Origin of the sequence: Micromonospora sp. DT46, assembly GCF_049841735.1 — a bacterium.
Taxonomy (GTDB): Bacteria; Actinomycetota; Actinomycetes; order Mycobacteriales; family Micromonosporaceae; genus Micromonospora; species Micromonospora reichwaldensis.
In genome coordinates, this window is the sequence record NZ_JBNCKW010000003.1 from 699,024 (window position 1) to 712,535 (window position 13,512).

General features: G+C 74.3%; 15 protein-coding genes. 10 read left to right on the forward strand and 5 right to left on the reverse strand.

All coding sequences use genetic code 11. From position 1 onward, the window contains the following. Positions 1–168: 168 nt before the first annotated feature. The 6 genes from ACLQ20_RS11015 (at position 169) to ACLQ20_RS11040 (ending at position 4,809) form a co-directional block, all read left to right on the forward strand. Entirely contained in the window at positions 169–1,371 is a 1,203-nt protein-coding gene (locus tag ACLQ20_RS11015; RefSeq protein ID WP_425855292.1) for a sensor histidine kinase, read from the forward strand. Beyond that, positions 1,368–2,000 carry a response regulator transcription factor gene (locus ACLQ20_RS11020; protein WP_151453187.1) on the forward strand — a complete coding sequence of 211 codons (633 nt, stop codon included), beginning with the start codon at positions 1,368–1,370 and terminating at the stop codon, positions 1,998–2,000. Before ACLQ20_RS11015 ends, ACLQ20_RS11020 begins: the two co-directional genes overlap by 4 nt. A 61-nt stretch (positions 2,001–2,061) precedes the next feature. Further along, positions 2,062–2,580: a DUF2087 domain-containing protein gene (locus ACLQ20_RS11025; RefSeq protein ID WP_151453188.1), complete on the forward strand. Its 519-nt coding sequence runs from the start codon at positions 2,062–2,064 to the stop codon at positions 2,578–2,580. A 69-nt stretch (positions 2,581–2,649) separates the two neighbouring features. Continuing rightward, on the forward strand, positions 2,650–3,135 hold the full coding sequence (locus tag ACLQ20_RS11030; RefSeq protein WP_225851998.1) for a GNAT family N-acetyltransferase: 486 nt from the start codon (positions 2,650–2,652) through the stop codon (positions 3,133–3,135). A 95-nt stretch (positions 3,136–3,230) separates the two neighbouring features. Then, positions 3,231–3,656: an Hsp20/alpha crystallin family protein gene (locus ACLQ20_RS11035; RefSeq protein ID WP_151453189.1), complete on the forward strand. Its 426-nt coding sequence runs from the start codon at positions 3,231–3,233 to the stop codon at positions 3,654–3,656. 154 nt (positions 3,657–3,810) lie between these two features. Then, positions 3,811–4,809, forward strand: coding sequence for a tyrosine-type recombinase/integrase (locus tag ACLQ20_RS11040; RefSeq protein WP_151453190.1), 999 nt, complete (start codon positions 3,811–3,813; stop codon positions 4,807–4,809). 81 nt (positions 4,810–4,890) lie between these two features. On the opposite strand, the gene ACLQ20_RS11045 is transcribed toward ACLQ20_RS11040, so the two are convergent. Together ACLQ20_RS11045 and ACLQ20_RS11050 are read right to left on the reverse strand one after the other, a co-directional pair. After that, positions 4,891–5,376, reverse strand: a complete 486-nt coding sequence (locus ACLQ20_RS11045; protein ID WP_327028332.1) for a cation:proton antiporter regulatory subunit — start codon at positions 5,374–5,376, stop codon at positions 4,891–4,893. Next, the gene (locus ACLQ20_RS11050; RefSeq protein ID WP_151453192.1) at positions 5,376–6,896 is read right to left on the reverse strand and encodes a potassium/proton antiporter; all 1,521 of its coding nucleotides are present in this window, start codon (positions 6,894–6,896) and stop codon (positions 5,376–5,378) included. Before ACLQ20_RS11050 ends, ACLQ20_RS11045 begins: the two co-directional genes overlap by 1 nt. A gap of 650 nt (positions 6,897–7,546) precedes the next feature. Between ACLQ20_RS11050 and ACLQ20_RS11055 the strand changes: the two genes are divergently transcribed. From ACLQ20_RS11055 to ACLQ20_RS11065, 3 genes are all read left to right on the forward strand, one after another. After that, positions 7,547–8,503, forward strand: coding sequence for a HAMP domain-containing sensor histidine kinase (locus tag ACLQ20_RS11055; RefSeq protein WP_327028333.1), 957 nt, complete (start codon positions 7,547–7,549; stop codon positions 8,501–8,503). Next, entirely contained in the window at positions 8,500–9,147 is a 648-nt protein-coding gene (locus ACLQ20_RS11060) for a response regulator (RefSeq protein WP_132237626.1), read from the forward strand. Before ACLQ20_RS11055 ends, ACLQ20_RS11060 begins: the two co-directional genes overlap by 4 nt. Positions 9,148–9,274: 127 nt before the next feature. After that, the gene (locus ACLQ20_RS11065; protein ID WP_151453194.1) at positions 9,275–9,733 is read left to right on the forward strand and encodes a hypothetical protein; all 459 of its coding nucleotides are present in this window, start codon (positions 9,275–9,277) and stop codon (positions 9,731–9,733) included. Positions 9,734–9,737: 4 nt separating this feature from the next. Here ACLQ20_RS11065 and ACLQ20_RS11070 read toward each other — a convergent pair whose 3' ends face one another. The 3 genes from ACLQ20_RS11070 to ACLQ20_RS11080 form a co-directional block, all read right to left on the reverse strand. Next, positions 9,738–10,451 (reverse strand): thymidine kinase, encoded by a 714-nt coding sequence (locus tag ACLQ20_RS11070; protein WP_151453195.1) that lies wholly within the window; start codon positions 10,449–10,451, stop codon positions 9,738–9,740. 62 nt (positions 10,452–10,513) lie between these two features. Beyond that, positions 10,514–11,902, reverse strand: a complete 1,389-nt coding sequence (locus tag ACLQ20_RS11075) for an MFS transporter (RefSeq protein WP_151453196.1) — start codon at positions 11,900–11,902, stop codon at positions 10,514–10,516. Positions 11,903–11,920: 18 nt separating this feature from the next. Continuing rightward, positions 11,921–12,682: a glycerophosphodiester phosphodiesterase gene (locus tag ACLQ20_RS11080; protein WP_357579352.1), complete on the reverse strand. Its 762-nt coding sequence runs from the start codon at positions 12,680–12,682 to the stop codon at positions 11,921–11,923. 149 nt (positions 12,683–12,831) lie between these two features. Between ACLQ20_RS11080 and ACLQ20_RS11085 the strand changes: the two genes are divergently transcribed. Next, positions 12,832–13,512, forward strand: a complete 681-nt coding sequence (locus ACLQ20_RS11085) for a hypothetical protein (protein ID WP_358118128.1) — start codon at positions 12,832–12,834, stop codon at positions 13,510–13,512.

Consider the following 13,512-nt stretch of genomic DNA (forward strand, 5'->3'; position numbering starts at 1 on the left):
CTTCCGGTAGGTGCCCGAAGCCGCGGCGGCGGCCCGGCACCAACCGTCGTCCGGATGGCGGCCGGTGCCATCGCGCCGCCGATCGGTTTCGGGGCGTCGCACTACGTACGTCGGGATCAACCTTTTGGTTGATGGCGGCGGCCGTCGGCGTCCTAGCCTGGAGGCATCGTGAACGCGGAATCGCTCGCTCGTCCGCTGCGGGTGCTGCGCGTCTGCCTGCACCTGCTGGTCGGGCTCCTCCTCGCGGTGGCGGCCATTCGTGCCGTCACCGGGCCGGGCCCGCGGCGTGCCGCCGTGCTCGCCGCGGCCGTGGCGCTGGCCGTCGTCTACGCCGTCGGGGCGGCGCTGCCGCTGGTGCGCCGGCATCGACCTGCCGCGCTGGCCTGGCTGGCGGTGCTGACCGGCGGGTGGCTGGTGCTGCTCGCCCTGACCCCGGACGGGGTGTGGTTCGCGTTTCCGCTGTTCCTGCTGCATCTGCACCTGCTGCCCGTGCGCTGGGGGATCGTGGCGGTGGCGGCGACGACCGTGGCGGCGGTCGCCGGTGTCGCCGGCCACCAGGGGGCGCTCACGCCGGGCGCGGTGATCGGTCCCGCCATCGGCGCCGCGGTGTCGGTGGGCACGGTCCTCGGCTACCAGGCTCTGTACCGGGAGAGCGAGCGCCGCCGGCGGTTGATCGAGCAGCTGACCGCCACCCGTGCCGAACTGGCCGCCGCCGAGCACGCCGCCGGGGTCCTCGCCGAGCGGGAACGCCTGGCCCGCGAGATCCACGACACCCTCGCCCAGGGGTTGTCGAGCATCCAACTGCTGCTGCGTGCCGCCCAGCGTGGGTTCCCCGACCGGCTCGACGTGGCGGCGGGCCACGTCGAGCAGGCCCGCCGCACCGCGCAGGACAACCTCGTCGAGGCGCGCCGGTTCGTACGCGCCCTGACACCGCCGGGCCTCGACGGCGCTTCGCTGCCGGCGGCGCTGCGGCGGCTGTGTGACGCGACCGCCGCCGCGTCCGGGCTGACCGTACGCCTGTGGGTCGACGGGACGGCGGTGCGTCTGCCGACCCGCCAGGAGGTGGCGCTGCTGCGGATCGCGCAGTCCGCGTTGGCCAACACCGCGCGCCATGCCGGGGCGAAGCACGCCGACGTGACGCTGCGGTACGGCGCGCGCGACGTCGGCCTCGACGTGGTCGACGACGGGTGTGGCTTCGACGTGAGCGCGGCCGGCGACCGGCCGGACGACGACGGCGGGTTCGGGCTGGCCGCCATGCGGGCCCGGGCCGAGGAACTGGGCGGCAACCTGATCGTGGAGTCGGCGCCCGGGCGCGGCGCCCGGCTGGCCGTCGGCTTCGCGCGCCCGGGCACCGAGGAGGCGGGCGCGTGAGCGGTCCGATCCGCCTGTTGCTGGCCGACGACCATCCGGTCGTACGGGCCGGGCTGCGCGCCGTCCTGGCCACCGAGCCGGACTTCGAGGTGGTCGCCGAGGCCGCGACCGCGCAGCGGGCCGTCGCCCTCGCCGAGGGGGAGCGGGTCGACGTGGTGCTCATGGATCTGCGCTTCGGCGCGGGGATGGACGGCGCCGAGGCGACCGCCGCCATCACCGCCCGCCCCGGCGGCCCCGCCGTGCTGGTGCTGACCACCTACGACACCGATGCCGACATCCTCGCCGCCGTGGAGGCCGGTGCGATCGGTTACCTGCTCAAGGACGCCCCGCCCGAGGAACTCGCGGCGGCCGTGCGCGCCGCCGCCGCCGGCCGTTCCGCCCTCGCCCCGGCCGTCGCCCGTCGCCTCATGGGTCGGGTGCGTGCCCCGGGCACCGCGTTGAGTCGCCGCGAGACAGAGGTCCTGCAGCTCGTCGCCGACGGCCTGTCCAACCAGCAGATCAGCCGGCGGCTGCACCTGAGCCAGGCCACGGTCAAGACGCACCTGGTGCACGTCTACGGCAAGCTCGACGTCGACTCGCGTACCGCCGCCGTCGCCGTCGCCCGGGCCCGCGGGCTGATCCGTCGGTGACCGAGCCACGCGGGCGGAATTGACGTGCGGTGCGCGTACGCCGGCTGGCAGGGTGGCCGGCATGACAGCGCAGGCTCTGGCGGGGGCACTCGCCGACGACGTACGGCGGCAGGTCTTCGCGGCGATCGTGCTGGGCGGCGCCGACGCCCCGGCGGTGGCCGACCGGACGGGCCTGTCGGCGCGGCAGGTGCTCACCGCGATCCGCCGGCTCGTCGACGCGGGCCTGGTGGCCGGCGGCGACGGTGGCCTGCGGGTCGACGCCGGGCGGCTGCGGGAGGCGGCCCGTACGCCGGCGGCGCCCCGGCCGGCCGGCGACTCCACGGACCGCGTGCTGCGCACCTTCGTGCGCGACGACAGGCTGACCGGCCTGCCGGCGCAGCGCGGCCGGCGGCGGGTGGTGCTGGCGCACGTGGCGAGGTCCTTCGAGCCGGGGGTGCGCTATCCGGAGCGGGCGGTCGACGAGGTGTTGCGGCGCTGGTGCGAGGACGGCGGCTCCGACCACGTGGCGCTGCGCCGCTACCTGGTCGACGAGCAGTTGCTGGCCCGGGAGCAGGGCGTCTACTGGCGCGTCGGCGACTGACCGCCGGCGTCGAGCCCGCCCTCGTCGCGGCCGGCGATATCCCGTTGACCCGAGGGCGAGGATCGACGGGTGAGCGCGACAGACTGGACGACGGTGCCGACCCGTCCCGACCGGCCCGAGGCGACGACCCTGCTCGAGGAGTACTTCGAGGAGATGGTGCGCCGCTACCACGCTCGCCCGGTCCGGCCGGGTGAGGTCGCGGCGGCGATGGCCGACGACCCGAGCGATGACCTGGCCGCGCCCACCGGGGTCCTCCTGCTCGCGTACCGCGACGCTCGTCCGGCCGGCTGCGCGGGGCTGCGGTACCGGCCGGGCTGGGCGGAGCTGACCCGGGTGTACGTGCGCCCCGCTCATCGCGGCCACGGCGGCGGGGCGGCCCTGCTCGCCGCCGTGGCGCAGCGGGCCCGGGCCGCCGGCGCCGACCGGATCCGGCTGGACACCCGCGGCGACCTGGTGGAGGCCCGCGCCCTGTACGCCCGGCACGGCTACCGGGAGATCCCGGCGTACAACGACGGCGCCTACGCCGAACACTGGTTCGAGAAGGTCCTGAGTTGACGTCGTGGCCGGAACGCGCTAAATAAAGAACAGGAAGTTGAGTCTCATCGGCTCAACTCAAGGACCTTCGGCCAGGAGAACCGAGGAGGCAGGCCATGTTGATGCGCACCGACCCGTTCCGTGAGATCGACCGGATCACCGAGCAGTTCTTCGGCACCGCCGCGCGCCCCGCGGTCATGCCCCTGGACGCCTACCGCGACGGCGACTGGTTCTACGCGGCGTTCGACCTGCCGGGCGTCGACCCGGACAGCATCGACTGCACCGTCGAGCGCAACGTGCTGACCGTGCGCGCCGAGCGCCGGCGGCCCGCCGGCGAGCACGTCGAACTCGTCGCCGCCGAACGCCCGATGGGCACCTTCACCCGGCGGCTCTTCCTCGGCGACACCCTCGACACCGACAAGCTCGAGGCCGGCTACGACAACGGCGTGCTGACCCTGCGGATCCCCGTCGCGGAGCGGGCCAAGCCCCGCCGGGTCACCGTCACGGCCACCGCCAACGGGCGCAAGGAGATCAACGCCTGATCCAGGCGGGTAGGGGCGGGACGGCCGGCGCGGCCGCCCGCCCCTCGCCTTTGTCGTCACCGGCCGCCCGCGCCATCGCCACCGGGCGGCCCAACACGATCGCGTAGGGCGCGCCTCCTCCCGTTCCCGACCCGAAGCTGAGAACCTTTTTCACATGTTCTCCCCGAACGCTCCGGCGCGGCCAAGCCGGCCCACCCCGCTGGCCCTGCCCGGGGGGCCCGTCGACTTCACCGAGGCGTGGCTGCGCAACCGGCGGCTGTCCGAGCACACCCGCGACGCGTACCGGCGGGACGTCGCCGGCTGGCTCGCGTGGTGCGCGGCCCGCGAACTGGACCCGTTGCAGGCCAACTTCCTGCACGTCAACGAGTACGGCCGGGCACTGGAGGCCACCCTCGGCGCGCGCACCGGCAAGCCGCTGACCCCCGCCACCGTCGCCCGCCGGCTCTCCGCCCTGTCCAGCTGGTACGACTTCCTGGTCAAGCTGCGCGCGGTCGAGGCCAACCCGGTCGCCGGCGCCGACCGCCCCCGCATCGACCGGGACCACTCCGCGACCGTCGGGCTCACCCCCGAGGAGGTCGACGCGCTGCTCGCCGCCGCCGAGGCCGACACCGGACCGACCGCCGCCCGCAACCGGGCCGCGATCGCGTTGCTGGCCGACCTCGGCCTGCGCGTGGGGGAACTGGTCTCACTCGACCTGGCCGACCTCGGCGCCGAACGGGGCCACCGCAGCGTGCGGTTCGTCGGCAAGGGCGGCAGGTCCCGCCGCCGCGCCCTGACCCCCGGCACCGCGTACGCCGTCGACGCGTACCTGGCCCAGCGGGCCGCCGCCCAGGGCGTGGCGGTGCACGAGCTGACCGGCCCGCTGCTGGTCACCGCCAGCGGGGCCAGGCTGGACCGGCACGCGATGTTCCGGCTGGTGCGCCGGCTGGCCCGCACGGCCGGCATCCCGGCCTGGGCGAGGCTCTCGCCGCACTCGTTGCGGCACGCGTTCGCCACCACCGCCCGCGCCGAGGGCGTGCCCCTGGAGGACGTGCAGGACGCGATGGGCCACGCCGATCCGCGCACCACCCGCCGCTACGACCGGGACCGGCACAACCTCGACCGCGATCCCGCGTACGCCATCTGGGCGGCCCGGGCCCGCCGCCGCGGCTGAGCTGCCGGTGGCCGGTGGATGCCGCGCCCATGTGGCATCCACCGGCCGGTGCTCGCGGCCTGCGGGAGCGTGTGGAGCGGCCTACGGGTCCGTGTGGATCAGCGCCCGGCTCAGCGCCTCGATGCTCTGCTGGCCCCCGGCGACGATCAGGACGTCGCCGTGGGCGAGGACGTGCCCAAGCCCCGGTGCGGTGACCGTCCGCCCGTCGCGGACGACGGCGACGACGCTCACCCCGTGGATGCGCGCGACGGCCTCGGCCAGGGTCCGGCCGTCGTAGGGCGAGGCGGCCGTCACCGGCAGCTCGACGACGCTGATCGCCTCCCGGTGGCGTTCCAGGTGCGTGACGTGGTCGATGGTGGCGATGGGGTGCAGCAGTTCGGCCACCTCCTGCGCCTCGGTCGGGCTGAGGGTCACGGACCGTTCCACGGTGTCCGGGTCGCCGGGGGCGTAGACGACGACGTCGCGCCGGCCGCCGCGATGGCAGACGACCCCGATCATCTGTCCTTCCCCGGTGTGCAGGGTGTATCCGACCCCGATGCCGGGCAGCGGCATGCGTTCTATCTGCATCATTGCCTCCTGTTGTCAGGTGGAGCGAAATGGCCGGCCTCGCCGAACCAGGTGGCCAGCCGCCCGGCGCGGGAAACGGCCCGCAGGCGCCGTTCGGTGGCGTCGCGTACGGGTGGGGTGGTGAGCACGACCAGTTGGTCGCCGACGCGCAGCCGGGTGTGCTCATCGGGCACGAACGAGTCGTCGCCACGCACGACGAGGGTGGTCGCCGCCGGCGGCGGCAGCCGCAGCTCGGGCAGGTAGACCCCGTGCAGGCGGGAACCGGGTTCGACGGTGACGTGGATGAGGTCGGCGTCCATGGCGTCCAGCGGCGCCAGCTCGATCTGCAGGTCGGGTCCCAGGTCGTGCGAGTCGAGGCGTAGCCGCCGTGCCAGCCAGGGCAGGGTCGGGGCCTGGATGAGGGTGAACACCACGACGAGCACGAAGACGATGTTGAAGACCTGTTCGCTGCCCGGCGCCCCGGCGACGACCGGGATGGTGGCCAGCACGATCGGCACGGCACCGCGCAGTCCGGCCCACGACAGGAACGCCTGTTCGCGCAGTGGAATCCGGAACGCGGCCAGCGCCACCAGCACGGAGGCGGGCCGGGCGAGCAGCAGCAGTGCCGTACCGACCACGATCGCGGGAACGATCGCGGCGGGCAGTTCGCTGGGCGTGGCCAGCAGACCGAGCATGACGAACAGGCCGATCTGAGCGATCCAGCCCAGCCCTTCGGCGACCGAGTGGGTGGCCCGGCGGTGCGGCAGGCCGGCGTTGCCGAGCACCAGTCCGGCCAGGTACGCGGCCAGGAATCCGCTGGTCTGGGCCAGGCCGGCGGCGGCGAACGCCAGCACCCCGCAGGCGACCGTCGCGATGGGGTACAGGCCGGAGGTGGGCAGGGTCAGCCGCCGCAGCAGCCACACGCCGGTAGCGCCGGTCACCACGCCGATCGCGCCCCCGGCGACCAACTGGTAGGCCATCGTGGCGACCAGCGGCAGGGGCGCGACCGCGTCGAGGGTGGCGGCGCTGAAGGTGAGCACCAGGATCAACGTGGGAGCGTCGTTGAGTCCGGACTCGGCCTCCACCAGGCTCGTCAGCCGCCGGGGCAGCGGCACCGCCCGCAGCACGGAGAACACCGCCGCGGCGTCGGTGGACGACACGACGGCTCCCAGCAGCAGCGCCATCTGCCAGCCGATGTCTAGCAGCAGGTACGCCGCCGCGGCGGTGACGGCGACGCTGACGAACACGCCGACGGTGGCCAGCACCGACGCGGGTGCCAGCACCTCGCGTACGTCGCTGAACCTGGTGGTCAGGCCGCCCTCGACCAGGATGACCGCCAGCGCGGCCAGGCCCAGGGCCTGGGCCAGGGCCGCGTCGTCGAACGGGAAGCCGGCCAGGTCCTGGCCCAGCAGCAGGCCGACGGCCAGGTACGCCAGCAACACCGGCATGCCCAGCCGGGTGGCCAGCCGGGCCGCGCCGACGCTGGCCAGGACCACGCCGGCGCCGACGGCCAGCGTCACGTACAGCTCACCGAGATCCACGGCGGCCCCCTGGCCCGCGGGTTCCGGCTACGCCGCGACGGAGCGCGGCCACACGTACACCCGGGCGTTCACCGTGGTCACGAACATCGTGAAGGCGACGGCGACCGGCGAGATGACGATCGCGGCGGGGGCGGGCCGCGCGCTCACAGGCATCCGCCCGGCGGGCCGTTCTCGGCGTTGGTGGGCCGGTAGGCGCAGGCGGGCGTGTCGGTCTCCGGTGGTGTGGGCTCGACCACCATCAGGTGACGGTTCACAAGATCCTCCGGGGTCTCGGCGTGACGGGCGCCGTCCGCGCGGGCGGCGACAGGTGGAGCCGGGCAGCAGGAAGCGGAGCCGCAGCGGCTCCCGGCTCGCCTCCATGGTCATCGGAGCGGGCCGGGTCGACATCGGGGCTGACACCCATTTGCCGCCGGCGCTGCCGCAGGGCTCTGCGCCGGCTGCCCGGCGCGGTGCGCCCGCGTCCCACCCCGGCCGCGGGCGCGGGCGCGGCGGATAATGGGTGCGCGCACGCATTTACAGGACGCACCCGGGCCGACAGGCTGACCATGATGAGGGTGATCACCGCCGCGGGACGGGCTGGCCTGGCCCCTGGCGGGCCGCAAGGAACTGCCGGCGCCGGGCGGAGCCGGGCCGCGAGGGGAGGTGCCGTCGTGTCGCTGTTCTGGCGGATCTTCCTGCTCAACGCCGCCGTACTCGTCGCCGCCACGCTGCTGCTGCTCGGCCCGGTCACGGTGTCCACCCCCGTGCTGCTCACCGAGGCCCTCGTGCTGACCGTGGGCCTCGCCGCGATGTTGGTCGCCAACGCCGCGCTGCTGCGCGTCGGCCTCGCGCCGCTGCACCGGCTGACCCGGGCCATGACCACCATCGACCTGTTGCAGCCGGAGCCCCGCCCGGTCCCGGCCGGGCAGGCCGGCATCGCGGACCTGATCCGCGCCTTCAACGCCATGATCGACCGGCTGGAGGCGGAGCGGGCCACCAGCGCGGCCAGCGCCCTGTCCGCCCAGGAGGCCGAGCGTCGGCGCGTCGCCCAAGAACTGCACGACGAGGTCGGCCAGACCCTGACCGCGGTCCTGCTCGAACTCAAGCAGGTTGCCCGGCACGCGCCCGAACCGGTCCGCGCCCAACTCGCCCAGGTGCAGGAGACCACCCGCGACAGCCTCGACGAGATCCGTCGCATCGCGCGCCGGCTGCGCCCCGGCGTACTGGAGGAGCTCGGCCTGACCAGTGCCCTCAAGGCGCTCGTCACGGAGGTCACCGGGCACACGGACCTGTCCGTGCGCCAGCACCTCGACGCCGACCTGCCCGCCCTCGACGGCGAGGCCGAACTGGTGATCTACCGGGTGGCGCAGGAGGCGCTCACCAACACCGTCCGGCACGCGCGGGCCGCCGCCGTCGAGCTGTCGCTGACCCGTCGACCGGGCCACGTGCAGCTGCGGATCCGCGACGACGGCCGGGGCATCGGCGACGCCGCCGAGGGCGCCGGCGTACGCGGCATGCGGGAGCGGGCCCTGCTCATCGGCGCCCAGCTCAGCGTGGGACCCGGCCCGGGCGGCGGCACCGAGGTGCGGCTGCGGGTGCCGGTCGGCGACCGGGAGGGCCGGCCGTGACCACCCGCATCCTGCTCGCCGACGACCACGCCCTCGTCCGCCGTGGCGTGCGCCTCATCCTCGACAGCGAACCGGACCTGACCGTCGTGGCGGAGGCCGGCGACGGCGCGGAGGCCATCGCCCTGGCCCAGACCGAGCGTCCCGACCTGGCCATCCTCGACATCGCCATGCCGCGGCTGACCGGCCTCCAGGCGGCCCGGGAGCTGTCCCGGCAGCAACCGGGCCTGCGCATCCTCATCCTGACCATGTACGACAACGAGCAGTACTTCTTCGAGGCCCTCAAGGTCGGCGCCAACGGCTACGTGCTCAAGTCCGTCGCCGACCGCGACCTGGTGGAGGCCTGCCGCGCCGCCGTACGCGACGAACCGTTCCTCTATCCCGGTGCCATCAACGCCCTCATCCGCACCTACCTGGAACGCAGCGCGCGGGGCGAGAGCGTGCCGGCCAGGGCCATCACCGAACGCGAGGAGGAGATCCTCAAGCTCGTCGCCGAGGGCCACTCCTCCAAGGAGATCGCCCGCCTGCTGTTCATCAGCGTCAAGACCGTCGAGCGGCACCGGGCCAACCTGCTGCAGAAGCTCGGCCTCCGGGACCGGCTGGAACTGACCCGCTACGCCATCCGGGCCGGGCTCATCGAGCCGTGACCGCGCGCGGCGGAGCCGGCCCCGGCAGTGCTCGGCGGCGACGGCGACCACGACCCGACCGGCCGGTACGGGAACGACAGAGCCGACTTTCCTGCGGGCGGGCCCACCGGTTCTCTACGGTCGACGGGTGGGCGCTGAGCAGCCGTGGAGCCGGCCGGCCCGTCGGAGCCGCCCGGTGCGTACCGGGTTGGTGTTCGCGGGCGTGACCGTGCTGCTGTGCTGCATCGGGGTCGCCGGGCTGGGCGCCTGGAACGTGCAGGTGGTCACGCAGGCCAGCGGCCCGGTGCGGGAGACCGCGGACGGGTTCCTGCGGTCGGTGGCGGCGGGCGACACCGACGGCGCGTACGACCGGCTCTGCGCCGACGCGCGCAGCCGGTGGAGCCCGATCGGGTTCACGAGCTGGCTGCGCACCCCGCCGCTGGTCAACGGCTACGAGATCGTCGACGTGTCGGTGGCGACCCGGGGCGGCAGCCCGCGCGGCACGGTGGCGGTGCGGCTGACCCGCGACAGCGGCCTCACCGAGGAGCGGAAGCTGTCGGTGGTGCGCGAGGACGGCGGCTGGCGGGTGTGCGGCGACCCGTACTGACTCCTCAGCGGCGGGGGCCGAGCTCGCCCGCGCGGTAGTGCCGGCGGCAGAGCACCTGGTAGCGCACCTCGGCGCTGTCCACGGTGTCCCCGATGACCACCTGCAGGCCCTCGCGGACCACCCGGCCGTCGACCACCCGGGCGTTGAGCAGCCCCTCCCGGCCGCACCAGCAGAGCACCTCGACCTGGATGCGGGCCACCTCGTCGGCCAGTTCGAACAGCCGCTGCGCGGCCGGGAACAGGCACGAGCGGAAGTCGGTGGCCAGCCCGAACGCGTACACGTCGACGTCGTAGCTGTCGACCAGCTCCGCCATCTGCTCGACGTGCTCCAGGTTGTAGAACGACGCCTCGTCGCAGATCAGGTAGTCGACGCGGACGCCCTCGGCCCAGGTGTCGCGCACCAGGGTGCGCAGGTCCAGCGTGTCGGTGACCTCGACGGCCTCGTGCGCCAGACCGATGCGCGTGGTCACCTGCGGGCCGAGCGAGCGGTCGATGCGGGTGGTGACGAGGCCGCGGCGGCCCTGCCGGGAGTGGTTGTAGTTCATCTGCAACGCCATCGTGGACTTGCCGCAGTCCATCGGCCCCCAGAAGAACTTCAACGCCGCCGCGTGCAGCGGACGCCCGTCCACGCCCCGCGCCGCGGCACACCCGGCGGGGGAGTCGTCGGGGCCCAGCGGCGGGCGCGCCAGGCAGGTCGGGGCGGTGGCGTGGACGGTCACGGTCGGGCAGCCTAGCCGATCGACGCCCGCTGATCCGGCCCGTGCGGACGGGCCCGCGTTCCTCAGAGCACCCGGGGCGGGGTGTTGCCGGCGGCGACGATCGCCCGGCGGATCGGCACGGCCAGCAGCAGCAGGAACCCGACGACGAAGAAGATCAGCAGGGAGACCAGGCCCACCCGGTAGGAGTTGGTGAGCTGGAACACGATGCCGAAGGCCAGCGGGCCGAGCCAGCTGGTGCCCTTGTCACTGATCTCGTAGAAGCCGTAGTACTCGCCCTCCTTGCCGGCGGGGATGAGCTGGCTGAACAGCGACCGGCTCAGGGCCTGGCTGCCGCCGAGCACCAGGCCGATGGCGGCGCCGAGAACCATGAACGGCACCGGCGCCTCGGCGGGCAGCCGGAACGCGCCGAGGATCACCCCGGTCCACAGCACCAGGCTGATCAGCACGGTCTTCCAGGCGCCGATGCGCTTGGCGAGGGCGCCGAGCAGCAGCGCGCCGCCGAAGGCCAGGAACTGCACCAGCAGGATGGTGACGATCAGGGTGCTCTGCCCGAGCTTCAGCTCCTCGGTGCCGTACTGGCTGGCCAGGGCGATGACGGTCTGTATGCCGTCGTTGTAGACGAGGAACGCCAGCAGGAAGAACAGCGTCAGCGGGTACGCCTTGATCTCGCGCAGGGTGCGGCCGAGCTGCCGGAACCCGTCGGTGACCGGGTTGCCGCCGGCCCGCGCGGCGGCCGTGGGGTGCTCGCGCAGCCAGCGCAGCGGGATCAGGGTGAACACCGCCCACCACACACCGGCGGACACGATCGACCAGCGGGCCAGGTCGAGGGTGCGCTGGTGGTTGCCCTCCTCGCCGAGCATGCTGACCGCGACGAGGTTGAGCGCCAGCAGCAGGCCGCCGCCCAGGTAGCCGAGCGCCCAGCCGCGGCTGGAGATGCCGTCGCGGTCGTCGGGGCCGCCGAGCTGCGGCAGGAACGAGTTGTAGACCACGACACCGGCGCCGAAGGCGATGTTGGCGACCATGAACAGCGCCCCGCCGAGCAGGTACCGGTCGCCGGTGACGAAGAGCATGCCGACGGTCGCGCCGGCGCCGATGAAGGCGGCGGCGGCGAGCAGCCGCTTCTTGTGCGCCGAGCGGTCGGCGATCGCGCCGACGATCGGCAGCGCGAACACGGTGAGGAACACCGACAACGACACCAGGTACGGGAAGTACGAGCCGGCGGCGACCTTGATGCCCAGCGGGTACACGTAGCCGCCGCAGGTGTCGGCGCCGAGTTCGCAGCCGGCCGCGAGTTCGGTGACGGTGGTCAGGAACGGGCCGAGGAAGACGGTGATGACGGTCGTGGAGAAGGCGGACATCGCCCAGTCGTAGAAGTACCAGCCGCTGCGTTCGCGGCGGGTGCTCGCCGGGGCGGGGGTGTCGCCCACGGCGGGGGTGACGGTCTCGGCCATCGGGGTCCTTCGAACGGTTCAGGCGGCCCAGTGACCGCGGCTGTGATACACGTCGCGCAGCACGCCGACGTGATCGGTCATGATGCCATCCACTCCGAGGTCGAGTAACTCGTGCATCTCGGCAGGTTCGTCGATCGTCCAGACATGCACGTGCAGTCCGAGTCGGTGGGCGTGGCGCAGGAACCGGCGGTCCACCACGGGCACCCGCCCGTAGCGCACCGGCACCTGCGCGGCAACCACCGACGGGGGCAGTCGCAGCGCCCGCCCGGTCAGCGACGCCATCCGCAGCCGGGCCACCCCGCGCATGCCGAGGCTGCTGGCGACGCGCCCCTGCGTCAGGGCGCGCAGCCGGGCCAGCCGGGCGTCGCTGAACGAGGCCAGCAGCACCCGGTCGCCGGCCCCGACGCGCGCGACGGTGGCCACGGTCGGCTCGACGCCGCCGTCGGCCTTGACGTCGATGTTGAACCGCACCTGTGGCCAGGCGTCGAGGACCTCGTCGAGGCGGGGGACCACGGCGGCGCCGCCGACGCGTACCGAGGCCAGGTCGGCCCAGCGCAGGTCGGCGATGCGCCCCGGCTCGCCCGTGACCCGGGTCAGCGTGGCGTCGTGGAAGACCACCGCGACGCCGTCGGCGGTGCCGTGCACGTCGGTCTCGACGTACCGGTAGCCGAGCCCGATCGCCCGGGCGAACGCCGCGGCGGTGTTCTCGTCGCCCTCGGCGGCGCCGCCCCGGTGGGCGAAGGCCAGCGGTGCGGGGCCGTCGAGGTAGGCGTGGGTCACGCGGGGAGTATGCCCGGCCCCGTTGGCCGCCGGGTGGCCGCCCGGTTGCCACCGCGTCGCCCGCCGCACCGACGCGCGGCTGGCGGATGTCGGACAGTGACGACGGTGTCGCGCTGCGGTGCGGTGAAGATGTCCGGGTGATGCCATGGATGCCTCCTCCCCGGCCGGGAGGGGCCGAGCAGCCGCCGGCGCCCGCGCCCGGGGTGGCGGCCCGGGCGTTGGACCCGCTGCCGGCCCGTATCGCGCTGCCGTCGCCGGAGCGCCCGCACCGGCGCGTCCCGCCGGAGGCCCGGCCACTGCTCTGGCTGGTCCTGCTGGTCGGTAACCCGTGGGCCGCCCGGCTGATCATCGAGTGGCGCTACCGACTGCCCCGGGGCGACGGGCTGCCGGGGCTGGTGGGGGCGCTGGGCGAGGCGACCCTGGCGGGGCTGGGCTGGCCGAGGTGGGACGTGCGGCCGCTGCGGGCCGACCATGTCGCCTGGTGGCTGGCGGAGAACGCCCGCACCGTGCTGTTCGTCGTGGTCGCGGTGGCGCTGCTGCGTCGGCTGGCCACCCCGGCGTTCTCGCCGCGGCGTACGCACCGGGTGCTCGCGGTGATCGGCGCGAGCGTGACGGCGGCGGTGCTCGCGGCGGTGGGCGGCGTGACGATGCACGTCCTCACCGACAGCGGCATGCTGCGCGGCGTGGACCTGACCTCGACGGTGCTCGGCGCGATCTCCGGGGCGCTGTACTGCGGATTCGTCGTGGGTGCCCTGCTGGCCTGGGCGGCGGTACGGGGGCCGGGGCCGCGCCGTGGGAGATTCCCGGCGACCCGGCACGGAGGTGGCTGA

Coding starts and splice junctions, on each gene's coding strand:
- ACLQ20_RS11085 (WP_358118128.1), top strand. CDS start 12,832: ATGCCTCCTCCCCGGCCGGGAGGGGCCGAGCAGCCGCCGGCGCCCGCG.
- ACLQ20_RS11025 (WP_151453188.1), top strand. CDS start 2,062: ATGACAGCGCAGGCTCTGGCGGGGGCACTCGCCGACGACGTACGGCGG.
- ACLQ20_RS11040 (WP_151453190.1), top strand. CDS start 3,811: ATGTTCTCCCCGAACGCTCCGGCGCGGCCAAGCCGGCCCACCCCGCTG.
- ACLQ20_RS11035 (WP_151453189.1), top strand. CDS start 3,231: ATGTTGATGCGCACCGACCCGTTCCGTGAGATCGACCGGATCACCGAG.
- ACLQ20_RS11075 (WP_151453196.1), bottom strand. CDS start 11,902: ATGGCCGAGACCGTCACCCCCGCCGTGGGCGACACCCCCGCCCCGGCG.
- ACLQ20_RS11045 (WP_327028332.1), bottom strand. CDS start 5,376: ATGCAGATAGAACGCATGCCGCTGCCCGGCATCGGGGTCGGATACACC.